Below are 24,825 nucleotides of genomic sequence, written 5' to 3'. Positions count from 1 at the left end.
TCAGGCGTACATTTCTACATCGTTCCGGTTAATTTCGTCGCCACACAGGATCACCAGCCGTTCGACCACGTTGCGGAGTTCACGCACATTACCGGTCCAGGCCAGGGATTGTAGGTAGGTCATCGCATCCGGCGTAATTTCTTTGGGCTGCGCACCGTACTCTTCCGCAATGTCGTGCAGAAATTTATCGGCGAGCAGGGAGATATCTTCACGTCGGTCGGCCAGGGGGGGAACGTGAATGCGAATAACGCTCAACCGATGGAACAAGTCTTCGCGAAACATTCCTTCCTGAATTTCCCGGCGCAGATCCTTGTTGGTTGCCGCAATGACCCGGACATTTATTTTTATTTCCTTGTCACCGCCAACGCGGGTAATTTTGCTTTCCTGCAAAGCCCTTAGCACTTTTGCCTGAGCAGACAGGCTCATATCGCCAATTTCATCCAGAAAAAGGGTTCCGCCATCCGCTTGCTCAAACTTGCCGACGCGTTTGCTGGAAGCACCGGTAAAGGCACCTTTTTCGTGGCCAAACAATTCACTTTCAATCAATTCACTCGGAATTGCCGCGCAATTTACTTCAACCAGTGGCATGGAGGCCCGGCTTCCTTTTTCATGAATTTGCTTGGCAACCATCTCTTTCCCGGACCCATTGGCACCCGTAATCAGAACGCGGGCTTCGGTGGGAGCAACGCGATCGATGGTGTCTTTTACCCGCCGGATGGCGTCGGAATCACCGACGATCTCGTTGAGTTTGTAAATCCGTCTTTTGAGAGTTTTGGTTTCGATCACCAGTTTGGCCTTTTCGATGGCGTTGCGCACCGTCACCAGCAGGCGATTCAAATCGGGAGGTTTAATGATAAAGTCGAAGGCTCCCCGTTTGGTCGCTTCCACGGCGTTTTCGACATTGCCGTAGGCTGAAATCATAATGAATTGGGTTCCTTTCCCAACGTCTGCCGCTTTCAGAAGTAGCTCAAGACCATCCATCTTAGGCATTTTAATGTCGCAAAGCGCTACATCATAGCTATTCTGTTTGATCAATTCCAGCCCTTCTTCTCCATCCTTCGCTTCATCGACTTCATAACCTTCGTATTCCAGAATGTCGCGTAGCGCATCCCGGATGCTTTTTTCATCATCAATGATGATTAATCTCGCCATAAATCAATGTTACTTAAAAAACTAACCTGGTCACTTGTCCGGGAAATAATGCCTACTCCTCTGAACTTTAATGGAAAGTAATAGAAAGAGATTTCAATAAGCAAGGTTATGGGTTTTTTTTTAAGCGAACCGGGCAACATTTCTAAAAACGGATTTTGATCCGGATGTTACGCTGAACGATCCCTGAATTACCGAACATAATATTGAATTATGGGAATAAATAAAATTAAATTTTAAATTTTAAGGTAGAAAATATCTAAAAAATGCCTTGCAATATCCTAAAAGATACTGCAATTTAGGACAAGCGATAATTTGGCTCTTTTTTCAGTGTATTCTTTAAAGTGACCAGTTTATTCTTTTTACCATCTTTATTAAAACGAATTTCTATGCATTACTCTACCTTCCTACGTAGCGTGCTAACGCTATGGTTCGGCACCTTGCTGTTTGCGGGCGTTCAGGCACAAGACCGACGGGTTTCCGGAACCGTGCTTTCCGGTAAAGACCAACAACCCATTGCCGGGGTCTCTGTTTTAATCAAAAATTCAACCCTGGGAACCACCACCGATGCCAGTGGCAAGTTTGCCCTCAATGCGCCCGCCAACGCGACGCTGGTTTTCAGTTCCATCGGTTTTCAGGGGCGGGAAGTAGCGATCGGCAACCAGACCGCCCTGAACGTCACGCTCGAAGAAGGGTCGCAAAGCCTCAATGAAGTAGTGGTAACGGCCCTTGGCATCAAAAAAGAAGCCAAACGCCTGGGTTACGCAACGGCCAGCGTCTCGTCTGAGCAAATTACAACCAACCGTACGGTTAATTTCGTGAACGCTTTGCAGGGGAAAATCGCCGGCGTGAACATTACGAGTCTAGGCACCGGAGCCGCCGGGACGAGCAAGATCCGGATTCGGGGCCAGTCGTCATTTTCCGGACAGAATAACCCCCTCATCGTTGTCAACGGGGTGCCTATCGACAATACCAATTTTGGCCAGAATAACGGAAATACCGGTAGCGATGGCGCCATTGCCAACCGCGGCTCCAATTATTCCGATGGCGGGGATGGTTTGTCATCCATCAATCCGGACGACATCGAAGGCATGACGGTATTGAAAGGCGGAACGGCTGCGGCTCTCTACGGATCGCGGGCGAAAGACGGCGTTATCATGATCACCACCAAAACCAAAGGCAGCGGCCAGGGCATCGGCGTGGTGTATAATACCAACTTCACATCCGATTCGCCCTTAGACTTTACCGACTATCAATACGAATATGGCCAGGGCGAATATGGCGTTCGGCCAACGGCTCCCAATCCGACTTCGGGCGTCTGGAGTTTTGGTGAGAAATTTCAGCCGGGTATGACGCAGGTGCTTTTCGGTGGTGTAACGGTGCCCTACCAGCCCGTTCGCAACCGGATCAAGGGATTCTACCGCACCGGCTCGACCTGGACCAACTCCGTTTCCTTGTCTTCAGGCAGTGACAAGGGCGGTTTTAACCTGTCGGTTTCCAACACGGATAATAAAGGCATTACGCCCAACAACAGCTTTAACCGCAAAACCATTAATCTGGGTTTTAGCTACAACCTCTCGCCCAAACTGACGGTAACCGGAACCATCAATTACTCCAACGAGCTCAATAAAAACCCGCCCCAGATTGCCCAACAGGATAATAGCACCCCGACGGTCATCTACACTCTGGCGAATTCCATGCCGCTCGACGTGCTGGAAGCCAACCAGATCAATCCGGCTACGGGCAACGAATTTCTCTGGTCGCGGTTTCAAAACCGGACCAATCCGTATTTTGTCATGAGTCAGAAGTTCGAAAACATTCGTCGGGATCGTCTGTTTGGCAACTTGACGGCCCGCTACAATTTTACCGACTGGCTGTATGCACAGGTTCGGGTCGGGCAGGATTTCTGGGCGCGCGATCAGGACTACAACTTCCCCACGGGCCAGGCTTCGCTGGCAGCCGCACCGGCGGGATTTGTCAACGGTAATTACGTGCAGGAAGCCCGCCGTTTCCGCGAGCTGAATACGGATTTTTTGATTGGCGCCAACCGCACGTTTGGTAAATTCGGGATTGACATAACCGCGGGTGGTAATCAACTGTACCGCCGGAGCGATCTGAACAGTGTTCTGGTGACGGACTTCATCGTTCGGGGGTTGTACATTCCCCAAAATGGGCGCGTGAAAGATCCGACGTATAGTTTGACCGAACGGAAAGTGAACTCGCTGTATGGGGCCGCCGAATTTTCGTTCAACAATTTTCTGTATCTGAACGTAACGGCACGCAATGACTGGTTCTCGACGCTGGCTCCGGGCAACCGCAGTGTTTTGTATCCGTCCATTACGGGTAGCTTCGTCTTTTCGCAGGCCTTCGATAACCTGCCCGGCTGGTTGAATTTTGGTAAACTTCGGGCCGCTTATGCCGAAGTGGGCAGCGATGGCGACGTGGCACCGTATTCCAATAACCTGTTTTACAGCGTTGCCGCGAACCTGTTTCCGAATCCGGCCGGACTTGGTCAGCCGGTTGGGAACATCACCTCGAATACCGTGCCGAGTGCGACGCTGAAACCCAGCCGGACGGCCGAAACCGAGGTGGGTCTGGAACTGAAACTGTTTAATAACCGGGTGGGGCTGGATGTGGCCGTTTACAACAAAATCACCTCTGACCAGATCGTAGCGGCTCAGTCTTCGGATGCGTCGGGTTATACCAACACGCTGATCAACAGCGGCCAGAGCCGGAATCGGGGCTTCGAAGTTCTGCTCAATTTATCGCCGTTCCGTGCGAAAAATTTCTCCTGGGATATCACTCTGAACGGTTCGTATAACCAGACCAAACTGCTCCGGTTGCTCACCGACGTTCCCGGTGAGCAGATTGTGGTTGGAAACGGAATCTACGTCGGTGACCTCCGTCATGTGGTGGGGCAACCGCTGGCTCAATTGTATACGTTTGGGTATCAGCGGGATGCGCAGGGCCGGATCGTTCACGGTGGTGATGGACTTCCGGTCCGGACGCCCTCGCCGATTTCTTTTGGGTCGGCACTACCCAAATACATGGGCGGTATTACGAACTCGTTTACCTACAGAGGCCTGAATCTGTCTTTCCTGATCGACTTCAAGCTGGGCGGCAAGATGATTTCGGGTACCAACCTCAATGCATTCCGGCACGGTTTGCAAAAAGAAACCCTGGTGGGTCGGGGCGAAGCCGACAACAAGATGGTGGGCGTGGGCGTCAACGAAAAAGGCGAGGCCAATACCGTCCGGGCGTTCGTGCAGGACTACTACTCGGTTGGTCGTTCCAAAAGCCTGGGTGAGCAGGTCATTTATGATGCCGGTTTCTGGAAACTACGCCAGGTCTCGATTGGCTATGATTTTACGAAATTCCTGCCTTCGCGGCTGTTTATCAAGGGAATTCGTTTGAATGCCGTAGCCAATAACGTTCTCATGCTGAAAACGTGGGTGCCCAATATCGATCCTGAACAATTTGGTTTCAGCTCCGACAACCTGGTCGGTCTGGAGTCGACGGGATTGCCCACCACCCGCAGTGTTGGCTTTAATTTAAATGTCAGATTCTAAAATTGTTTATGGTTTTCGGTTTTCAGTTTACGGTGGCTACCGCACGCTTTGAACGCGTCAGCCACCGTAAACTGAAAACCGAAAACCGAAAACCAAAAAATCATGAAAAAATTAGTCATTTATATACCGCTCATTTTGATGTTGCTCACCGTGAGCGGTTGCGAGAAGGGATTCGATGAAATTAACATCAACCCCACCGCTGCCACCGCGCTCAATCCGCTTTTCACGTTCAATAATGCGATGATCAACACCACCTTCCCCGGATCGACGATGGTATTTGAGCATCCCATCGTGCAGCAGATTTTTTCGCCCAACTCCGGGGTTCTGGCGGGTGGGAACTTCAACGTCGACAACCGGGGGCCCACGGGTCCGAACACGGGAATCTGGCAGCGGTATTACCGGGATGTCATCCGGTATCTGGTGGATGTGATTGCCAAAACCAAAGATGACCCCAACCGGACGAATCTCTACCACATGGCCCGCATCTGGAAAGCCTACGCCTTCATGGTACTGACCGATACGTACGGCGATATTCCGTATAAAGAAGCGGGTCTGGGTTTTCTGGGGGCCAACGTGACGCCTAAATACGACACCCAGCAAAGTATTTATGATGACATTATCAAGGAATTGACGGAAGCAACGGCGGCTCTGGATGCCGCCAAGCCCACTGAAGCCGGCGACATCGTTTACGGGGGAAATATTCCAAAATGGAAAAAATTCGGTTATTCCGTGCTGCTGCGGGCTGGAATGCGGCTCACGAAAGTGAATCCGACGCTGGCGCAGGCCACGGCGGTAAAAGCGGTTGCGGGCGGTGTTATCACGACCAATGCCGACAACGGACTCATCCGGAACAATGCCAATTACCAGAACCCGGTGGGAACCATGCTCAATTCGACGGAGGCCGCCAATCTCTACCTCACCCGGTATTTTGTGAACTACCTCACGACCAACGAAGATCCCCGGCTGGCGTCGATTGCCGTCCGGTATGTGGGAGCCAAAAGCGGTGCCGAGCAAACGGCCGCCAAAGCCAACCGCGACCCGGCCGTACAAATCGGTATGCCGATGGGTTTCGACAACGGTACGATTCCGGCGCAGGCTCTGGCCGACAAACTGGCGAGTTTCTACGATTATTCCCAGTTGGATCGTACGCGCCTGGGCAAGCTGGACGCGCCTACTTTTATGGTGACGGCTGCCCAGACCAATTTGTTGCTGGCTGAAGCCGCCCAACGTGGCTGGATTACGGGCAGTGCCGCTGATTTCTATGCGGCCGGAATAACAGCTCACATGCAACAGTTAGGCGATGCGGATGCCAATTCGGCGGTTCCGGCAGCTGCCATTACCACTTATCTGCAGAAACACCCGTATACAGCTGCCAATGGTCTGGAATTGATTAATACCCAATACTGGGTGGCGTCGTTGCTGAACGGCCCGGAGGCATTCGCTAATTTCCGGCGGAGCGGTTTTCCGAAGCTGACGCCCAATCCGTATCCCGGAAAGGAAATCAAGGGGAGCTTCATCAACCGCATCACCTATCCGGATTCCGAACTATCGGTTAATAAAATCAACCAGGCAGAGGCACTTTCCCGGCAAGGACCTGATAATCAGGATAGCCGGGTTTGGTGGGATAAGCAGTAGAAATAGACAGTCAACAAAAAAACCGGAAGGGAACTTCCGGTTTTTTTGTGTCCAGATGGGGTAAAATTATTTCTTATACATTACCGCATCGACCGCATCCAGCGTGCGTTTGACGTTCGGCAGAATCACCTCGATCAGCGTGGGCGCATACGGCAGCGGCAAATCCAGGCTATTCACCCGAATCACCGGCGCATCCAGGTAATCGAACGCGTTGCGCTGAATGTTGTACGTCAGTTCCGACGAAATAGCGGCCAGCGGCCAGGCTTCTTCGACCACCACGCAGCGGTTGGTTTTCTTGACGGAATTGATGATCGTGGCGTAGTCGATCGGACGAACGGAACGCAGGTCGATCACCTCGGCCGAAATGCCTTTTTCGGCCAGTTCGTCCGCAGCTTGCAGCGCCACTTTCATGAATTTTCCGAACGACACGATCGTTACGTCGTTGCCTTCGCGCTTGATGTCGGCTTTGCCAATCGGAATCAGATATTCTTCTTCCGGCACCTGGCCTTTGTCGCCGTACATCAGTTCCGATTCCATGAAAATAACCGGGTCGTTGTCGCGAATTGCCGATTTCAGTAATCCCTTGGCATCATACGGATTGGAAGGAACCACCACTTTCAAACCCGACGTATTGGCAAACCAGTTTTCGAAGTTTTGGGAGTGCTGCGACGATAGCATCCCGGCATTTCCCGTGGGGCCGCGAAACACGATCGGGTTGGAATATTGACCACCCGACATCGACATGATTTTGGCCGAACCGTTGATGATCTGGTCAATGGCAACCAGGGAAAAGTTAAACGTCATGAATTCGATAATGGGCCGCAAACCGTTCATGGCCGCGCCGACCCCAATACCGGCAAAACCCAATTCAGCAATGGGCGTATCGATGACGCGCTCCGGGCCAAACTCGTCGAGCATACCCTGACTCACTTTATAAGCACCATTGTATTCAGCCACTTCTTCGCCCATCAGGAAGACCTTCTCGTCCCGGCGCATTTCTTCTACCATGGCTTCGCGAAGGGCTTCGCGGAATTGTATTTCTCTCATCGTGTGTGAGTTAGTTATTGTCTGCCTGTATTAAACGGTCAAAAATAGGGAAAACGGGCTAAAACTACAATTCGATCTCACGACGCAGCCCATTCCGCCTTCGGACGGACCTGAACCTGCAACCGTAAACCGCCTTTGGGGCGCAGCGTGATGCCCGGTTCCGGCTCAATTATTTTTTGGTCAATCGTCCGAAAATCAAATTCACGAATCAGTAACGTCAGCACGATCTGCATTTCCATCATCGCAAAATTATTCCCGATGCAGAGTCTTGGTCCACCGCCAAACGGCAAATAGGCGTAAGTGGGCCGGAGTTTAACCTGCTCAGGGCTAAAATGTTCCGGATGGAATGCTGCCGGTTTTTCCCAATACCGCGGATCCCGGTGGAGCAGATACGGGCAAATCAACAGACCGTCGGCCCCCGGAACCTCAACCCGGTAGTCGCCAAACTGGTCGGAATGCAGCGGCTGGCGGCCGATAATCCACGCGGGTGGATACAAACGCAGGGTTTCCTGAATCACCTGCGTGGTGTAAGTCAACTCGCGCAGGGTTGCGATGGTCGGCAGATTCGTCGGCCCCAAAACCCGGTTTATTTCTTCCCGGACGTTCTCCGTTATTTCCGGATGCTTCGCCAGCAGATAAAACGCCCACGACAGGGCATTGGCGGTCGTTTCGTGGCCCGCCATGAAAATGGTCGTCACTTCGTCGCGCAACTGCTGGTTGGTCATCTGCTCACCGGTGTCCTCGTCGCGGGTTTCCATGAGCATGCCCAGCAGGTCGTCGTGCCGGGTTTCGGGTGGCTCGCGCCGACGCTGTTCGATGATTTCGTAGATAATCGCTTCCGTTTTCCGGACCGCCCGGCGGTATCGGATCGTGCGGGGCGTGGGCCAGTTTCGGGTAAAGGGAAAGAAATTGAAAATCTCTTTATACGCGGTTTGAATGATGGTGGTAATGGATTCCGAAACGTTTTCGAAGTGGTTTTTTACGTCCGAACTGAACAGCGAACGGGTCACGACGGCCAGCGCCAGTTGCATCATTTCTTCCGAAACCAGCAGCGGTTCGGCCGGATTCCGGTTTTTCCACCGGTCGATCAATTCGGCGGTTTCCCGGTTCATGCCGTCCACCAGCAAAGCCAGTCGCTGTTTATGAAAAGCCGGTTGAGCCAGCCGCCGTTGCCGTCGCCAGAAATCGCCTTCACTATTGAGCAAACCGTTGCCCAGAAACATCTTCAGCACGTCGTAAGCCGCACTTTTGACGTAATTTTTATTATTTTCCTGCAAAACATACTTGGCATCTTCGGGCGTCAGCGTGAGCGTAATGAGCCGACCGACGGCATTGAACTGAACAAGCCGGTCGTGTTGCTGCTGCAAACGCGTCAAAAATGCCAGCGGATCGCGGGCGAAATCGAGCGTACTTCCCAGAAACGGAAGGGAATTCCGTTTCGGAATGGGTTTGGTAGCTTTTTCATCGGTAACCATACCTGATTTTTCTAAAGAATTGTATAAAGTTACAAACTCCTTTCCAATCGAAAGTCTCCGTTCCGAACCTTTCGGTTATCTTTGCGGACATTTAACACTCTGATTACCTCTGATTTTCTTTGATCAACTCTGTGGAATAACTTCGGTAACTGTTTCACAGAGTTGATCAAAGAAAATCAGAGGCAATCAGAGAAACAGTTCTCTTTTATGTCGAAGACGATTCAATCTGCGCTTATTTCAGTTTATTACAAAGACGGGCTGGAGCCGCTGGTCCGGCTGCTGCACCAAAACGGTGTTCTGCTGTATTCAACGGGTGGTACCCAGACATTCATCGAACAACTGGGCATTCCGGTCACCGCCGTGGAAGACATCACCGGGTATCCTTCCATCTTTGGTGGTCGCGTCAAAACCCTGCATCCGGTGGTTTTTGGCGGTATTCTTTATCGCCGGAATCTGGCCGAGGATGTTGCCCAGGCCAGCCGCCACGACATCAACCCAATCGATCTGGTGGTCGTTGATCTCTACCCATTCGAGGAAACCGTTGCATCGGGCGCGTCGGACGAAGACATCATCGAGAAAATCGACATCGGCGGTATTTCGCTGATTCGGGCCGCGGCCAAAAATTATGAAGACGTCGTAATCGTTTCGTCCCGCAGCCAATACGGCGATGTCGTCAATCTGCTGACGGAGAAAGAAGGCGCTACGGATCTGGAAGACCGTCGCCGGTTTGCCAAAGAAGCCTTCGCCATGACGTCCTCGTACGACACGGCGATTCACAACTACTTTGCGGGTTCTGCCGCCGATGGAGCCACTGGCGATGATTTCCGGCAACTTCCGGCGCAGTCGCTCCGGTATGGCGAAAATCCGCACCAGCAGGCGACTTTCTACGGTGATCTGAACGCCATGTTCGATCAGCTGAACGGCAAGGAATTATCGTATAATAACCTGGTCGATGTGGATGCCTGCGTCAGCCTGATCGATGAGTTTACGGATACGACGTTCGCCATCATCAAACACACCAACGCCTGCGGAGTGGCGACGGCCCCGACGGCGAAGGAAGCGTATTTGAACGCGCTGGCCTGCGACCCGGTTTCGGCTTTTGGCGGGGTGATTATTACCAACGCCAAAGTGGATCTGGAAACGGCGGAGGAACTGAATAAATTGTTCATGGAAATCCTGATTGCGCCGGATTTTGATGAAGATGCGCTGAAAGTACTTGGATCGAAGAAAAACCGCATCCTGCTGAAACGCAAACCGGTGGAATTCAGTCCGAAAATGTTCAAGACGCTGCTGAACGGCGTTCTGGAACAGGACAAAGACAGGCAGACCGAAACTGCCAGTCAGTTTAAAACGGTGACGGAAAAGGCACCCACTGAAGAACAACAACGGGCGCTGGAATTTGCTTTGAAGATCTGCAAGCACACCAAATCGAACACAATTGTGCTGGCCAACGACGGACAACTGCTGGCGAGCGGTGTCGGCCAGACCAGCCGCGTCGATGCGCTCCGGCAAGCCATTGAAAAAGCCCGGACGTTCGGGTTTGAGCTGAAAGGGGCGGTAATGGCATCCGATGCATTTTTTCCGTTCTCCGACTGCGTTGAAATCGCCGGTGACGCCGGAATTTCGGCGGTGGTGCAACCCGGCGGTTCGATCCGCGATAAAGACAGTATCGATGCCTGCAACCAGCGGGGCATGGCTATGGTGACCACGGGCGTCCGGCATTTCAAACATTAATATGCTATACACAATCTGGTGCGGGTTCTGGTTTCTGACCCTGTTCATTTTGCTGTTTCCGTTCATGTTCATTTTCCTGCAACGGGAAGAGTGGAAACCGTATGCTCACAAAGTCAACTACGTTTGGGGGCGGTTATTTTTCTGGATCATCGGCATGCCGATCCGGGTCGACTATCGCTATAAGCCCGATCCGAAGCAGACGTACGTGTTTTGCGCCAACCACTTCTCGTACCTGGACATTGCCGTCATGGGCGTTATTATCCGGAATTTCTATGCCTTCATCGGGAAAAGTGAGGTGAAACGCGTGCCGTTATTCGGGTATATGTTCGCCAAACTGCACATCCAGGTGGATCGGAGCCAGGCCAACAGCCGGGCCTATTCACTCTCGAAGGGCATCCGGACGTTGAAAAGCGGGCGGAGTATCATGATTTTTCCGGAAGGGGGAATTAAAGCCAAAGAACCGCCTAAAATGCACCATCCCTTCAAAGATGGTGCATTTACGATGGCCATTCAGCAGCAGGTGCCGATTGTGCCGATTTCCCTGCTGAATAATCACGAAATTTTTCCGGAAAAGAAAAAGCTCCGCATGTACTGGCATCCCATCCGTGCGGTGGTCCATCCGCCCATCGAAACGAAAGGCCTGACCCAAACCGACATTGAACGATTGAAGGAAGAAACGTACCGGATTATTGACGAATCGTTGATGAACCAGCCGGTTCGGGTTTCTCTAATTAAAAATGACCTATGAAAGTCGATCACGAAACCCTGCATAAAATCGCGCACCTGGCCCGGCTCGACGTGCGGCCCGAAGAGGAGCAACCCCTGATTGAGAGTTTGAACGAGGTGCTGACGTGGATGGAGCAACTCAACGAAATCGATACGACCGGCGTTGAGCCGCTGACGCACATTTCGACCGAATTGAACGTGTTGCGTGAAGATGTGGTCGGTCATCAGCTTCCGCGCGATCAGGCACTGGAAAATGCGCCGGACAAGACCGATTCGTATTTTCAGGTTCCCAAAGTGATCGAGTAAAGCTGGAAATTTTTGCAGAGAATTTGGCGGTATTATGGGTTTTCCTGTAGTCTAATTTCTTACATTAGGCAACGAAACTTACCTTCCTCTTCTGCAACTATGAAAATCCTGAAAATTATCGGTATCGGGCTGATTGCACTGATACTGATTGTGTTAGGCCTGGGGCTGGTTATACCAAAAGCCTACACGGTTGCACGCTCCGTCGTCATCGACAAGCCCCGCAGCGAAGTCTTTACCATGGTCAGTACGCTCCGTAATCAGGAGAAATGGTCGCCCTGGATCGACTACGACCCCCAGGTGAAAGTAACGTATACCGGTGCCGATGGAGCCGTCGGTTCGACCTATACCTGGGCGGGAAATGACGATATTGGGAAGGGTGAACAGGAGATTAAGGCCATTACACCCAACGAAATGGTGCACAACGAAGTCCGGTTTCAGGAACCGTTTGCTTCCGTCGGCCAGGTTTATTTTATATTGGCTGATGAAGGAAAAGCCACGAAAGTGACCTGGAAAATGGAAGGGGAACAAGTCTATCCGATGAATGTCATGGCCCCTTTTATGGATGGAATGCTCGGTAAGGAGTTTGCAAAGGGATTGATAAAGTTGAAAACCCTGACTGAAAAGTAGCCCAAAACCGGCGGGCAGCATGGGGTAATTCATCAGGCTGTCCGGTGGATTAACCCCATTTTTCTACCTCACCTTCATCCATACATTCCGCCAGCAATTGGCGGTTGGTTTTTTGAAAAACCGGGTGGACAAACTCCGGTTCAATTTCGGCCAGCGGAACCAGCGTAAACCGTCTTTCGTGGAGAAAAGGGTGCGGTATTGTCAGCGTTTCATTTTTCAGGATCAGGTCATCAACGTACAGCAGATCGATGTCGATGACGCGGCTGCCCCATTTCTCGCGCCGAACCCGCCCCAGGCGGTTTTCGATGGCCTGGGTTTTTTCCAGAATTTCTTCCGCCGGAAAAACGCTCAGCACTTTCAGCACCTGGTTCAAAAAAGCCGGTTGATCGGTGACGCCCCAGGCCGCGGTTTCGTAGAGCGCCGATTGCTTTAAAACCGGACCCAGGTCGGTCTGAATATTTTCAGTGGCCCGTTCTAACGTGGCTGCCCGGTCGCCCAGGTTGGCTCCCAGCAGCAGAAAAACCGTGTAGGTGGTCATGGGTTAAAAGCCAATCGCCCGGTTCGTTTTTTTGGCAAAGTGAACTTCTTCTTCCAGATGGTAGATATCGGCCAGGGTCATGGGCTGCTTCGTGCGGAATTCGAGGGCGCGTTCTTCCAGCAACCGGTTGGCTTTGTCGACGGCCAGTTCCCCAAATTCGTAGCGGGCAATGAGTCGCCCTTTCCGCAACAGCGCCGGATCGAGCCGCTTGATGTCGGTGTTGAACGTACAGATGATCTGAATCGCCAGGCAGTCGGCCAGCAAGCCATCGGTCAGGTTCAGCAGGTTGGAGACGGCGGCATTCCGAACATCGTTTTCCCGGTCCATCAGCACCTGTTCCGCTTCTTCGATGACCAGAATCGAGTTGCGTTGTTCGAGCAAAAACGGTATGAAACCCGGCTGCGTCATCACTTCGACCAGTTGGGGCGGCAACACCAGTACCTGCTTGGTGAGCTGCGTCGTCAGGTGGCGGATGAGGTTGGTTTTACCCGTTCCCGGTTTTCCGTGCAGAATGATCAACCCTTTTTCGCCGTTGGTATTCAGTCGCTGAATCAATTTGTCGTAAACCGGCTGCAAGTCGTCATTGTAGTGCTTTTCCAGATCGAGCGGCAGGAGTTTCAACTGGGTTTCCTCCACAATCAGTTCGTTATACTGCTGCGTAATCAACCCCACCTTGCCGAGCGAATTGTCCGGATCCGGAATCTTGTAGGCATCCAGACCGGTTAAAACCCGGTCGAGAACTTCGCGGCTGCTGTAACTGCCCAGCATCGAATAGGCTTTCATGGCGGGCAAATAATGCAGCCGCAGCAAAACACCTTCGGGATGGGCCCAAAACGAATGTTCTTCCTGCCTGGTAAACAAATCCGTCCGTTCATGCACCTTGACAAATCGCTGTTGCGTCAGAAAGTCGGGTAAGGTTATTTCAAATTGATGGCGGCAGATGAGTTGATTCGGAAAGGTACCAAACTGCTGAACGAAATAATACACATTGGGAAAATCGTCGTCGTCTGGCGAAAATTTATACTGGTCGGCAGTTAGTTTCCATGACATTCTGTAAAATTCGTTGAATGACTGCAAACGTGCAAAAAAACCTGAATAAATCGGATTCCCGGTTATCGCTCGCGTGTCGCGAGTGACTCGTATCATCAGGGCCTCCGGCCCGTCTCGTCCTGGTCTAAATGTTACGCCAAAAGCCGGCTTCGGGCTGGAAGCCCTTTTTCTATTTCTCACTCGCGACACGCGAGCGACAACGGGAATCCCGTCCGGCCGAATCACCTAAACGAAGGGGCCGGATGGGATGGCGACTTGGGGCGTTGAAAATAACTGAAAAGCCACACGATGGCGGCAATACTAGCGCCCGCAGCAGCCACCAGCGATACCGAACCGTTTCCCTGTTGCCCGACGGCAATGGCCGAAAACGCCCAGACAAAAACCAGTAAATACGAAAAAATCCGCATCCGGTTAAAGACGAATAAGCCGATAGCCAGGCCGACAACGATCAATATCTGAGCCCATACCGGACCGCTGATGCCCCAGCCATTCCAGTTTGTCGATTTAAGCCAGACACAGACATTGGCAATGGTGGCAACCGTTACCCAACCGAAATAAAGGCCATAGGGAACCCGGGCGAGCCATTTTTCAACTGCGGGCACTTCCGGTGCCTTTAGACGCAGGCCGACGTTGATGCCGTAAAGAGTGTATAAAATACCGGCAATGAACAGGACGGAAACAAAAAGCCACTCGTTCTGAAAAATGGGCAGCCATAAACTATTGAAAACACCATTCAGCATAACCAGTAAGCCCGTGGCACGAAAGCGCGGATTGGTTCGCTGCGATGGCAGCGCCTGGTAAATGGCAAAGCCAAGCAACCCCAAATAGATAACGCCCCAAATTGAAAAGGCAAAACCGGCCGGGGTAAACGCAGTAAAATACTTATTCGATACCTGGCCGTTGGTCTGTCCGCCGAACGGCAAAGCGTTCGACAGGTAATTCATGATGATGGTTGACAGGATGACAAAGACAACGAGGAATTGCCGGAGTTTATCGTTTTTCATATTAAAAAAGTTTACGGTTTACGGTTTTTGGTTTACGGTGGCTGACGCAAGCTAAGAATGAATGCGTCAGCCACCGTAAACCGTAAACCAAAAACCGTAAACCGTAAACTTAAAATTTATCCCGTTGTTTGAAACCGCTGATTCTTAAAAACTTAGAATTTTGAACTCCGTTCGGCGGTTGCGCTGGTGTTCGTCCTCCGTTTTGGCGTTTTTAACAATCAGTTGCGTTTCGCCGTAGCCTTTGGCAATCAGGCGGTCGGCTTCGATGCCTTTCGAAACGATGTAATCGACGGCGGCTTTGGCCCGGTTTTGCGACAGACGGATGTTGTAGGCGTCGGCAGCCCGAACGTCTGTGTGGGAACTCAACTCAATTTTGAGCGTCGGGTTGTCTTTTAAAATAGTGACCAACTTATCCAGTTCTTCGGCCGCGTCGGGGCGGATGGCGTATTTATCCAGATCGTAATAAATATTTTCCAGCACAAACGTCTTGCCCAGCGACACTTTGTCGAGCAGAATCGGCACTTCGAAGGTAGTGTCGGTTTCGGCTTTTTTCAGGAAGATTGGCGGAATGCTCCGGCCCTGCATCGTAAACTGTTCCCGTTTGGTCAGATAACCGGGCCGTTCGACCAAGATGGTGTAGTCTTTGCCTTCTTTCAACGGGTATTTTCCGAATGTGCCCGGATTGCTCGTCAACGCTTCCGCAATTGGCGTTTCGACGCCATCCTCGATAATGCGCACTTTTGCCGAGTCCAACGGCGCCTGTGGCGACGCATTTTCCGAAACCGTACCTGCAATAAAATACCGGACTCGTTTTGGAGCTTCGGACGGCGTATTGGAGGCTAGTGGCGGTTTTTCCGTTGTCGATTCGGAGTCGTCGAAATAATAAATATCATCGTCGCCTTTCCCGCCTTCGCGGTTCGACGCAAAATAGCCTTTGTCTTTTTCGACCAGGAACAAGCCAAAATCATCCGCCGGGGAATTGACCGGAACGCCCAGATTTTCAACTGAAATGATGCCTTGTGAGCGCGTAGCGACAAAAATATCGAGTTTGCCCAAACCCGGATGCCCGTCAGAAGCAAAATACAGTTTGCCGTCTTCGGCAACATACGGGAACATTTCGTCACCCGGCGTATTGATGTCACGGCCCATATTGACCGGGCGGCTGAAGCGCCCCGACGCGTCCATATTGGTACGGTACAGGTCAATACCGCCTACGGTTCCGGCCCGGTTCGACGCAAAATACAGGGTTTTGCCATCCGCCGAAAAGGCCGGGCTACCGTCCCAGGCCGTCGAGTCGCTGATGGGAAGCCGCAAGGGATCGCTCCACGTGTTGTCTGTTAACCGGCTGATATACAGGTCAACGTCCAGACCGCCTTTGCGTTTTCCGTTATTGCCCCGCGCAAAAATCATGATTTTTCCGTCTTTCGAAAACGCGGGTGTGCCCTCGTTGGCGTCGTCCTTAAAGATGTTGGCGCTGAACTGCTGGGGATTGTTTCCGGTTTCGTCGGGTTTCTGGGCCAGTTTGATTTTATAAATACCGGTCATTGGCAGACCGTTGTTCTTATAGACTTTCTCCTTCCGCGACGACGTAAAAATCAGTTCATCTCCGCGCACTACCGGGCCGTATTCGGAACCCGGCGAATTCAATGCCCCGATGTTTTTGGGCTGAAAAGCGATTTTCTTCTGACTGATCAGGTCGATAGCCCGCAGGGTTTCCGCTTCGCGCCGGGCTTTTTCCAGGTTGACTTTGCTGGACGGTTTGGTGGCAACGTATTGATCGAGTTGGGTTAATGCTTCGGGATAACGGCCCTGCGCCTTGAGCGCGTAAGCGTAATACATTTTGGCGTTAGGTTCCGCGATGCCAGCCTCGATGGCTTTCTGGTAAAAAGGGGCCGCCTGCGGGAAGCGGTTCGACAAACGGTAGGATTCGGCCAGCAGGTAGTTGAGCCGGGCGACATCGCTAACTCCTTTGCCATTGGCGGCTTTCTGTAAATTATCAATAGCCAGGTTGTATTCCCCTTGTTCGAATTGTCGAACGCCTTTTTTATACACCTGCATGGCCGAGTTGCATCCAGCCAGCCCTACGGCCAACCCCAGCGCCACCAGCAGGGAATAGGAGGTACTGATTTTCATATTAGTACTGTAACGATATGCTGTGTTTGTCGCCAAGTTAACGATTTATCGATTGGCTATACATTTTAACGAATAGAAGTTGAAATTATTGGCGGAAAATCGGGGCAGAAAACGGGATCGGCAGAAATGAAAAATCCCGCCGGAGATCAGCAGGAATTTGTTGAATGACGCAATTGAATAGAAAACGCCGAAGCCTGGCAAATAGTTTACGCTATGAAAAATTATGGTGCTATTTTTCAAAATAATGAGCGACTTCATTTTTTCTCGGGAAAACCCGGGAAAAAGCCGGTTTTTTCCGAGAAATTCCGTTTTTAGCCTGAACCGGAAGGGCACGACAAAAACACAAAAGAGTATGGCCGGAACGCCTATCTTTGCGGGAACGAAATCGTATGAGTGCATTTAAAAAATTGGCGAGCGATACCGCCCTGTATGGGGTCAGCACCATTCTGGGACGGATGCTGTATTGGTTGATGGTGTTTTTACACACCCGGGTGTTTCCGCGTCCCGGTGAACTGTCCTCGAATGTCGAACTGTTTTCCTATGTGCCGGTTTTGCTGTTGATTTATACGTTAAGTATGGAGACGGCTTTTTTTCGGTATGCCACCCGTCAGAAAGAAGATAAACAGCGGGTATTTAACGAAACGCTCAGTATTGTTCTGACTGTCAGCATTATAGCAACAATTCTGATTGCCGTTTTATCACCTCAGATCGCCGTTTGGCTGGATTATCCCGGCCAGCAGAAGTTCATTACCTGGGTCGCCATGATTGTGGCAACGGATGCCATCGTATCGATTCCGTTTGCCCGGCTGCGGGTCGAGAACAAAGCCCGGCAGTTTGTAAAAGCCAAACTGATCAGTATTGTCGTCAATATTTTTTTGAATGTTTTTTTTCTGGTGATTTGCCCGCAGATTTACAACGGCGAATATCTGACTTTTCTGCAACCCTTCGTGGATCTGTTCTACGATCCGACCATCGGACCCGGTTACATTTTTCTGGCAAATCTGATCGCTAATCTGGTGTATTTTCCGTTGTTGCTCAAAACGTTTACGGGATTCCGGTTTCAACTCGATAAGCAACAGGTACGGATTTTGCTGGCGTATTCCTTTCCGCTCATGCTGACCACATTGGCCGGCAACGTCAATATGCTGACGGATCGCTGGTTTTTGCGTCCCCTGTTGCCGGACGGTTTTTATCCGGGGCTGACGTCGGAAGATGCCCTCGGCATTTACGGAAACTGCTATAAACTCTCCGTTTTTATGGCGCTGGCGATTCAGTCGTTCAAATTTGCGGCCGATCCGTTCTTTTTCTCCCGTGCCGAAGACAAAAACGCACCCGGTTTGCTGGCTGATGTTAATAAATGGTTCATTATAATCTGCGTCATGATCTGGGTCGGTATCAGCCTGAACCTGGATTGGATTGGCTTGTTTATTGGTAAAACGTATCGGCAGGGGCTGGGCATTGTGCCCATTTTGCTGCTCGCCAATTTGGTGTTAGGCGTTTATTATAACATTTCTTTCTGGTTCAAGCTGAGTGATAAAACTGCCTATGGGACAGTTATTACCGCTCTCGGAGCAGCCGTTACGGTGGCTCTGAACTTGTTACTAATCCCCATTATGGGCTATATGGGGTGCGCTGTAGCCTTCCTGACGTCAAGCGTGGTGATGTGTGTCACCTGTTATGTGCTTGGTGAAAAGCATTATCCTGTACCGTATGACGTTTCGTCCGCACTGATCTACGTGTTTAGTGGCGGCTTATTAATTTATATGACCTCCCAGATTGAGATTTCCAACCTCTGGATCGCCGTGCCCTACCACCTTTTGCTTTTTGGCTTATACATTGGAGCGATGGTGGTGATTGAGCGGAAAACTTTTGCGCCTTTGCTGGCAAAGTGGCGAAACCGGGGGACTTCGAAGAATGAACCTCGAATTGTGAAGAACGACTAGCGAAACATCGATTTTGGCGAATCAGGTAACGGGTAGAACGATGGTAAACTCCGATCCTTTCCCCAGTTCACTTTCCACCGTTAGCCTGCCACCGTGGCCTTTGGTGATGATATCGTAACTCAGCGAAAGGCCCAAACCGGTGCCTTCGCCGGTGGGTTTCGTCGTGAAAAAAGGCTGAAACAGTTTCTCCTTCACTTCCGCAGTCATCCCCAATCCGTTATCAATAATCCGGATTTCGATCGTATTGTTGATGGATTTTGTCTGCACTCTGACCGTGGGCTGGTAGGAAGCCGAAGCCGCTTTCTGCTTTTCGTGAACGGTATAAAAAGCATTATTGAACAGATTCAGGAATACGCGTCCAATTTCCTGCGGCACGAGTTTCACCAATCCGATGGTCGGATCAAAATCCGTTTTTAATTCGCAATTGAACGTATTGTCTTTCGCCCGCAGCCCGTGGTAGGCCAGCCGCAGGTATTCATCACAAAGGGCGTTGAGGTTGGTGGGCTGGCGTTCGCCGGCGGTTGTGCGGGAATGGGCCAGCATATTCCGGACGATCTGGCTGGCGCGACCGCCGTGGTGACTGATTTTCTGGAGATTCTGCTTTAAATCCCCCAGCAATTCCTTCTCTAATTCGGGGTCGCGATCCGGTTTCTGTTGTTCCTCATCAAGCTCGTTTACCAGTTCGGTGCTCACTTCCGAGAAATTGTTGACAAAGTTCAGCGGATTCTGAATTTCATGCGCAATACCGGCCGTCAATTCGCCCAACGAAGCCAGTTTCTCCTTTTGGATGAGTTGATTCTGCGTTGTTTTCAGATTTTCGAGTGAAGTTTGTAATTCGGCAGTACGCTCTTTCACCTGCTGCTCCAGCAACTCGTTCTGGTTGGCAATGATGCGGTTTCGTTCAATTTCGCGCTCTTTTTCGAGCTGCTCTTTCTCAATGGCCTGTTGGGCCACCCGCTCGCGAACCAGATTATACCGGTTGAGAAGGGCTCCGGAAAAGAAAATAATCAGCCAGGCAAAGCAGAACTGTTCTGCATATTCAACCCAGTTCCAGACGGAATTCGGAACGTTGACGTTAAAGAACCGGCCCAACAGTTGCGTCATCAATGTGGCGAGCCAGAACGTGAAAAGAGGAGTCGTAGCCAGCAAAGCAAACCGGGCTTCGGGCGATCCGCGTCGGATCATTTTCAGAATACCGATGCTACACAGAACGTACACGATTCGGATTAATATCTCAATCAGGAGAAGAAGATCATCGATTGGAAAACCGGGAATCGTATACATAAAAAACTGAATCACGTTCGCCAGTGCCGTCAGTCCCAGAAAAAAAGTAATGGCCCGGTTCAATCGGGCCAAAGCCGGTGCAGACTGGATAAAATTCCGGAGCGACTGGATGAAAAAGATGTAAAAAATGATAAAGAAAAAAACGTTCAACATCTTGAACTCATACGGCTGCTCTTCAAAAAAAGCCAGCTGGATACGGAACGCGTTTCGGTCTAACGTGAAGAATAACAGGCAAATACTAAAATAAAGATAAACCTTGTCTCGGATCGTAATAAAAATAAAGAGGTTATAACACACCGCCAGCAGAAGAATCCCGATCATGATTCCATCAAAAAAGAAGTCTTCCCAGCCGTTTTTAACCCGGATCGATTGATAAACGGATTGAATGCGGTTTTCCTCTGATTGCAACTCGGGTGAAATATACACCAGCGGCATTCGCCAGAATGGATTTTCGGAACGCTGGTAGAGCGTGGTTTGCTCGCCGGAACGCAGATGAAAAAAGAGCCGGTTTCGTTCCTTATTTCCGTTTCGGTCCGGAAGCTGGCTTTCCGGAATCAGCTCGCCGGTGCGCTGGTGCTGCCAACGCCCGGTGGAATCCTGGTGATACATTTCCAGGAAACTGGCATTGAAATCACAGAGGTACAGATTCAGGTTGCGCGGCATCGCATTTTTGATCCGCATCCGCTTCCAGTACACGTGAGAACTTCGATTTTGGTTGTAGTAGGAATCAAATCGGAAGGCCGAACTACGCTGTACGTCTTCGAGCGTATACTTACCCGCGCGGTCTTCCAGAACCTGAAAATGGGCGGTGTCGAGACGCAGGAGTGTAGAGTCCGACTTGATCTCATAAACCAGCGGCCAGGTTTGCTGCGCGAAACCAACGGAAAGCGAGGCCAGCATGGATAAAACAAACCCGTAGCAATGAACCATGAACCTTGGATAGACACGGTGTTCTGTCGTCATTGCCCGGTGTTCATTCGTCATTGGTTTCATGCTTTTGTATCCCGCAGAAGTTTATTCGCGTATATGAATTCATTTAATTCGGGCACATTGGACTGCGTAATGGTGGAACTGCTGCCTTCCCACAATTTTTTCCCCTGGTAGAGAAACATGATTTTTTCACCGATTTCCATCATCGAGTTCATGTCGTGGGTAATTACAACGGTCGTAATCTGAAATTCGTCGGTGATTTCCCGGATCAACTCGTCGATTTTGATGGATGTCAGCGGATCAAGGCCGGAGTTGGGTTCGTCGCAAAAGAGGTATTTCGGGTTCATGACGATGGCCCGGGCAATACCGACGCGCTTTTTCATGCCCCCACTGATTTCCGACGGCATCCGGTTGGCAGCCGCTTCGAGTCCTACGCGTTGCAGGCAAAATTTGGCGCGGTCAATTTTTTCCGCCGTACCCAGGTCGGTCAGCATGTCGAGCGGAAAACCCACATTTTCCAGCACGGTTTTCGAGTCGAATAACGCACCACCCTGAAATAAAACGCCCATTTCGCGCCGGATGGCTTTTTGCGTATCATCGTCACCGGTCAGAAAATCGCGTCCGTCGTAAAGTACCTGGCCTTCTTCGGGTTTGACGAGGCCAATCATGCACTTCAACAGAACGCTTTTTCCGGTACCGCTGCCACCAATAATCAAGCTTGTGTCGCCGGGCTTAAATTTGCCCGAAACGCCCGCCAATATCGTCCGGTCACCAAACGTTTTCTGTATGTTTTTTATCTCAATCATGATGCTGGTATTTAGCTATTACACAGAGTTGATCAGAGAAAATCAGAGTTAATCAAAGAAACCTCTGTGTAACTCTGATTTTCTCTGATCAACTCTGTGTAATAGCCTCTTTTCACAACAACAACTGCGCTAGTAAAAAATCCGCAGCCAAAACGGCGATGCAACTGTTGGTTACGGCCGCTGTCGATGCCTGACCCACTTCCAGCGCCCCACCCGATGTATAATAGCCTTTAAATGACGAAATGGTCGAAATCAGAAAGGCGAACACCACCGACTTGATCAGGGCGAAGGTGATGCTGAACGGTTTGAAGTCGGAGCGCAGGCCACTGATATAATCCTCGGGCGTAATGATGTCGGCAGCTGTTCCGGCGATGTAGCCGCCGTAGATCGACAGAAAACCCGCCAGAATAACCAGCATCGGAAACATAATCATGGAGGCCAGGACTTTGGGCAGTACGAGATACGAACTCGAATTGATGCCCATCACTTCCAGCGCGTCGATTTGTTCGGTGATGCGCATCGTTCCCAAACCGCCCGCAATGTTGGAGCCGACTTTGCCTGACAGAACGACACAGGTGATGGTGGGAGCCAGTTCCAGAATCGTGCTGTCGCGCACAATTACGGCAATAATAGACAATGGAACGAGCGGGCTGACCAGGTTATAAGCGGTTTGGACGCAGGTTACGGCCCCAATGAAGGTCGAGACAATCGAAACAATGAAGACGGAGTTGATGCCGATTTGGATGCATTCGTCCAGAACCAGTTTGGAGTAAACCCCGATTTTTTCGCGGTTCCGGAATAAGGAGCCTAAGAAGATAAAATAACGTCCAAGATGATGCATGAGCACAAATAACAACAAAACTACGGTAAAGATAGAACGGTTTTGTGCGTATCTTGCCAAAAAACATTAAAGAGTCGATAGTCATTAACGAACAATCCTTCGTATTTAGTAGGATTGGATGGGGACTAGTGACCATTGGCTGATTCTATGAACCCATTATTGGTAGTTACCGGCGGTACGAAGGGCATTGGCCGGGCCGTGGTTGAACGTTTTGCGGAAGGCGGTTTTGATGTGGTCGTGTGCGCCCGCAATGAAGACGATTTAAGGCAGCTAAAGCACGAAATCGAAGAGTCGGTTGCGGAAGTTCTGGAAGGATTCGACGATGCGGTTGTTCCAACCATTTTTCCGTTCGCGGCCGATCTGGCTCAACGTGAGGCTATTACCCAGCTTATTGATTTCATTCAGTCGCTGGCTCGCCCGGTTAACGCACTGGTCAATAACGTGGGTGTTTTTCTGCCGGGGCAAATTCATAACGAAGCTGAAGGAACGTTTGAGCTGACCATGAACCTTAATGTGGCCAGCATCTATCACCTCACCCGCGGGCTCATTGGCGACATGATGAAAAACCGGAATGGTCACATTTTTATGATGGGATCTACGGCCAGCGTAACGGCTTATCCGAACGGAGGTTCCTATTGCATTTCCAAATTTGCTTTGCTGGGAATGGCCAAAGAACTGCGGGAAGAAATGAAACCGTATGGCGTTAAAGTTACCACGCTGTTGCCCGGTGCCACCTATACGGACAGTTGGGCCGCTTCCGGCTTGCCTGAAGCACGGTTTATGCAAGCCGCCGACGTTGCCGAGGTGATCTGGTCGGCGTATAATTTATCGGCGGGAGCCGTTGTTGAAGAGATTTTGCTGAGACCACAATTGGGAGATATTAAATAAATGGCCTTAAAATAGCCAATAGTGAAGCGCGAATAATGCCTGTTGAAGGGGCTGGTGAAGCTTCGGAAGGGTGTATTCAAGATTCACAATTCATTATTCGCTATTCAATACATTCTTCCTTTGTATCTTGCGCCCTCATCGGCAAACATCCAGGCAAGAAAATACTATTTTAAACATAAAACTCCAGTAATGGAATCAGTTCAATATTTGGGTATCGACGTCGGTGGTACGAATGTCAAAATGGGTATTGTTGACGCACAAAGTGGCAATATTTCCAACTTCTACAGCCATGATACGGCCAGCTGGCGCGAATCAGGGCATTTTGTCGAACGATTTGCCGACGCCATTGCGCTCCAATTGTATGAACACAAGGGCATCAAGAAAGTAGGAATTGGATTGCCCGGTATGATTAACCGGGAACGAACGGTCCCCCTCGAAATTACGGCTATTCCCGAATTAAACGGTGTGCCGATGGTCGAAACGCTCAACAAGCGGTTTCCTGACGTCCAGTTTTTTCTGGAAAACGACGCCAATGCCGCAGCACTTGGTGAATTTTATTTTGCCGATGATACCATCAACGAAAACTACATTTTCATTACGTTGGGAACGGGCGTGGGCGGTGCGGCCATTATCAACAAAAAAGTTTTTGTTGGGGGCGACGGAAATGCCATGGAACCCGGCCATCTGCCGTCGCGCAATAACCGGGTGCTCGAGCGGAACATTGGCAAAAAAGAACTTCTGGATTTAGCCAACGACATGCGGCAGGACTTTAAGGGAACCACCCAACTGCCGGCCGACGGAAGCATTTCCACAACCAGCCTGGTGGCTGCTGCTGCCGTTGGCGACGAACTGGCGCTGCAAATCTGGACGGAAGTGGGAGAGATGCTCGGCGACGGGCTCGTTTCGCTCATCCGGGTGCTGGACATCAAGCAGATCCTGATCGGTGGCGGTTTGTCAGCTTCCTACGACTACATTTTACCCGCCGTTCAAAAACAGCTGGACTTTTGGCTAACGCCCTATTACCAAAACGGGCTGTCGCTCAAACGCGCTTCCCTCGGCAATGATGCGGGCTTGCTGGGCGCGGCATCACTGTGTTTTGAATAAAAATAGATTCAATGGCTAGAGGGTTAAAAATGGCCG

General features: G+C 50.8%; 19 protein-coding genes. 9 read left to right on the top strand and 10 right to left on the bottom strand.

What is annotated here, in order from left to right; genetic code table 11:
- The gene (locus EHT87_RS13750) at positions 1-1,152 is read right to left on the bottom strand and encodes a sigma-54-dependent transcriptional regulator (RefSeq protein ID WP_124907180.1); all 1,152 of its coding nucleotides are present in this window, start codon (positions 1,150-1,152) and stop codon (positions 1-3) included.
- Between the two features lie 386 nt (positions 1,153-1,538).
- Here EHT87_RS13750 and EHT87_RS13745 point away from each other — a divergent pair, with 386 nt between their 5' ends.
- Both EHT87_RS13745 and EHT87_RS13740 read left to right on the top strand, forming a co-directional pair.
- Entirely contained in the window at positions 1,539-4,718 is a 3,180-nt protein-coding gene (locus tag EHT87_RS13745; protein ID WP_124907179.1) for a SusC/RagA family TonB-linked outer membrane protein, read from the top strand.
- Between the two features lie 102 nt (positions 4,719-4,820).
- Positions 4,821-6,353 carry a SusD/RagB family nutrient-binding outer membrane lipoprotein gene (locus EHT87_RS13740; protein WP_124907178.1) on the top strand — a complete coding sequence of 511 codons (1,533 nt, stop codon included), beginning with the start codon at positions 4,821-4,823 and terminating at the stop codon, positions 6,351-6,353.
- A 66-nt stretch (positions 6,354-6,419) separates the two neighbouring features.
- On the opposite strand, the gene EHT87_RS13735 is transcribed toward EHT87_RS13740, so the two are convergent.
- Both EHT87_RS13735 and EHT87_RS13730 read right to left on the bottom strand, forming a co-directional pair.
- Positions 6,420-7,418 carry a pyruvate dehydrogenase complex E1 component subunit beta gene (locus tag EHT87_RS13735; protein ID WP_262707751.1) on the bottom strand — a complete coding sequence of 333 codons (999 nt, stop codon included), beginning with the start codon at positions 7,416-7,418 and terminating at the stop codon, positions 6,420-6,422.
- 59 nt (positions 7,419-7,477) lie between these two features.
- A complete protein-coding gene (locus EHT87_RS13730; protein WP_124907176.1) occupies positions 7,478-8,875 on the bottom strand; it encodes a cytochrome P450 in 1,398 nt (465 codons plus the stop codon).
- Positions 8,876-9,082: 207 nt separating this feature from the next.
- On the opposite strand from EHT87_RS13730, the gene purH reads away from it, so the two are divergent.
- The 4 genes from purH to EHT87_RS13710 all read left to right on the top strand — a co-directional run bounded on the left by purH (position 9,083) and on the right by EHT87_RS13710 (position 12,268).
- Positions 9,083-10,609: a bifunctional phosphoribosylaminoimidazolecarboxamide formyltransferase/IMP cyclohydrolase gene (purH, locus tag EHT87_RS13725; RefSeq protein ID WP_124907175.1), complete on the top strand. Its 1,527-nt coding sequence runs from the start codon at positions 9,083-9,085 to the stop codon at positions 10,607-10,609.
- A gap of 1 nt (position 10,610) precedes the next feature.
- The gene (locus tag EHT87_RS13720; RefSeq protein ID WP_124907174.1) at positions 10,611-11,357 is read left to right on the top strand and encodes a lysophospholipid acyltransferase family protein; all 747 of its coding nucleotides are present in this window, start codon (positions 10,611-10,613) and stop codon (positions 11,355-11,357) included.
- Positions 11,354-11,641 (top strand): Asp-tRNA(Asn)/Glu-tRNA(Gln) amidotransferase subunit GatC, encoded by a 288-nt coding sequence (gatC, locus tag EHT87_RS13715; protein WP_124907173.1) that lies wholly within the window; start codon positions 11,354-11,356, stop codon positions 11,639-11,641. Before EHT87_RS13720 ends, gatC begins: the two co-directional genes overlap by 4 nt.
- Positions 11,642-11,740: 99 nt before the next feature.
- Positions 11,741-12,268, top strand: coding sequence for an SRPBCC family protein (locus EHT87_RS13710; RefSeq protein WP_124907172.1), 528 nt, complete (start codon positions 11,741-11,743; stop codon positions 12,266-12,268).
- 49 nt (positions 12,269-12,317) lie between these two features.
- Here the strand turns inward: EHT87_RS13710 and folK are convergent, their stop codons facing one another.
- The 4 genes from folK to EHT87_RS13690 all read right to left on the bottom strand — a co-directional run bounded on the left by folK (position 12,318) and on the right by EHT87_RS13690 (position 16,993).
- Positions 12,318-12,806, bottom strand: a complete 489-nt coding sequence (folK, locus tag EHT87_RS13705; RefSeq protein WP_124907171.1) for a 2-amino-4-hydroxy-6-hydroxymethyldihydropteridine diphosphokinase — start codon at positions 12,804-12,806, stop codon at positions 12,318-12,320.
- A 3-nt stretch (positions 12,807-12,809) separates the two neighbouring features.
- Positions 12,810-13,856 (bottom strand): AAA family ATPase, encoded by a 1,047-nt coding sequence (locus EHT87_RS13700; RefSeq protein ID WP_185716210.1) that lies wholly within the window; start codon positions 13,854-13,856, stop codon positions 12,810-12,812.
- A 221-nt stretch (positions 13,857-14,077) separates the two neighbouring features.
- Positions 14,078-14,860 (bottom strand): TspO-related membrane protein, encoded by a 783-nt coding sequence (locus tag EHT87_RS13695; RefSeq protein WP_124907169.1) that lies wholly within the window; start codon positions 14,858-14,860, stop codon positions 14,078-14,080.
- 144 nt (positions 14,861-15,004) lie between these two features.
- Positions 15,005-16,993 carry a CHU_0125 family OmpA-like outer membrane integrity protein gene (locus EHT87_RS13690; protein ID WP_185716209.1) on the bottom strand — a complete coding sequence of 663 codons (1,989 nt, stop codon included), beginning with the start codon at positions 16,991-16,993 and terminating at the stop codon, positions 15,005-15,007.
- A 389-nt stretch (positions 16,994-17,382) separates the two neighbouring features.
- On the opposite strand from EHT87_RS13690, the gene EHT87_RS13685 reads away from it, so the two are divergent.
- On the top strand, positions 17,383-18,936 hold the full coding sequence (locus EHT87_RS13685; RefSeq protein ID WP_124907168.1) for a polysaccharide biosynthesis C-terminal domain-containing protein: 1,554 nt from the start codon (positions 17,383-17,385) through the stop codon (positions 18,934-18,936).
- A gap of 21 nt (positions 18,937-18,957) precedes the next feature.
- On the opposite strand, the gene EHT87_RS13680 is transcribed toward EHT87_RS13685, so the two are convergent.
- The 3 genes from EHT87_RS13680 to EHT87_RS13670 all read right to left on the bottom strand — a co-directional run bounded on the left by EHT87_RS13680 (position 18,958) and on the right by EHT87_RS13670 (position 22,797).
- Entirely contained in the window at positions 18,958-21,150 is a 2,193-nt protein-coding gene (locus EHT87_RS13680) for a sensor histidine kinase (protein ID WP_229321058.1), read from the bottom strand.
- A gap of 59 nt (positions 21,151-21,209) precedes the next feature.
- A complete protein-coding gene (locus EHT87_RS13675) occupies positions 21,210-21,956 on the bottom strand; it encodes an ABC transporter ATP-binding protein (protein WP_124907167.1) in 747 nt (248 codons plus the stop codon).
- A 112-nt stretch (positions 21,957-22,068) separates the two neighbouring features.
- On the bottom strand, positions 22,069-22,797 hold the full coding sequence (locus tag EHT87_RS13670; protein ID WP_124907166.1) for an MlaE family ABC transporter permease: 729 nt from the start codon (positions 22,795-22,797) through the stop codon (positions 22,069-22,071).
- Positions 22,798-22,944: 147 nt separating this feature from the next.
- Here EHT87_RS13670 and EHT87_RS13665 point away from each other — a divergent pair, with 147 nt between their 5' ends.
- The gene (locus EHT87_RS13665) at positions 22,945-23,685 is read left to right on the top strand and encodes an SDR family oxidoreductase (protein WP_124907165.1); all 741 of its coding nucleotides are present in this window, start codon (positions 22,945-22,947) and stop codon (positions 23,683-23,685) included.
- Positions 23,686-23,874: 189 nt separating this feature from the next.
- On the top strand, positions 23,875-24,789 hold the full coding sequence (locus EHT87_RS13660; protein WP_124907164.1) for an ROK family protein: 915 nt from the start codon (positions 23,875-23,877) through the stop codon (positions 24,787-24,789).
- The last annotated feature ends 36 nt before the right edge of the window (positions 24,790-24,825 follow it).

The sequence above is a fragment of the Larkinella knui genome (genome assembly GCF_003858645.1).
Classification (GTDB): domain Bacteria; phylum Bacteroidota; class Bacteroidia; order Cytophagales; family Spirosomataceae; genus Larkinella; species Larkinella knui.
The sequence above is the reverse complement of the archived record's forward strand: the minus strand, read 5'-3'. Positions and strand labels throughout refer to the sequence as shown.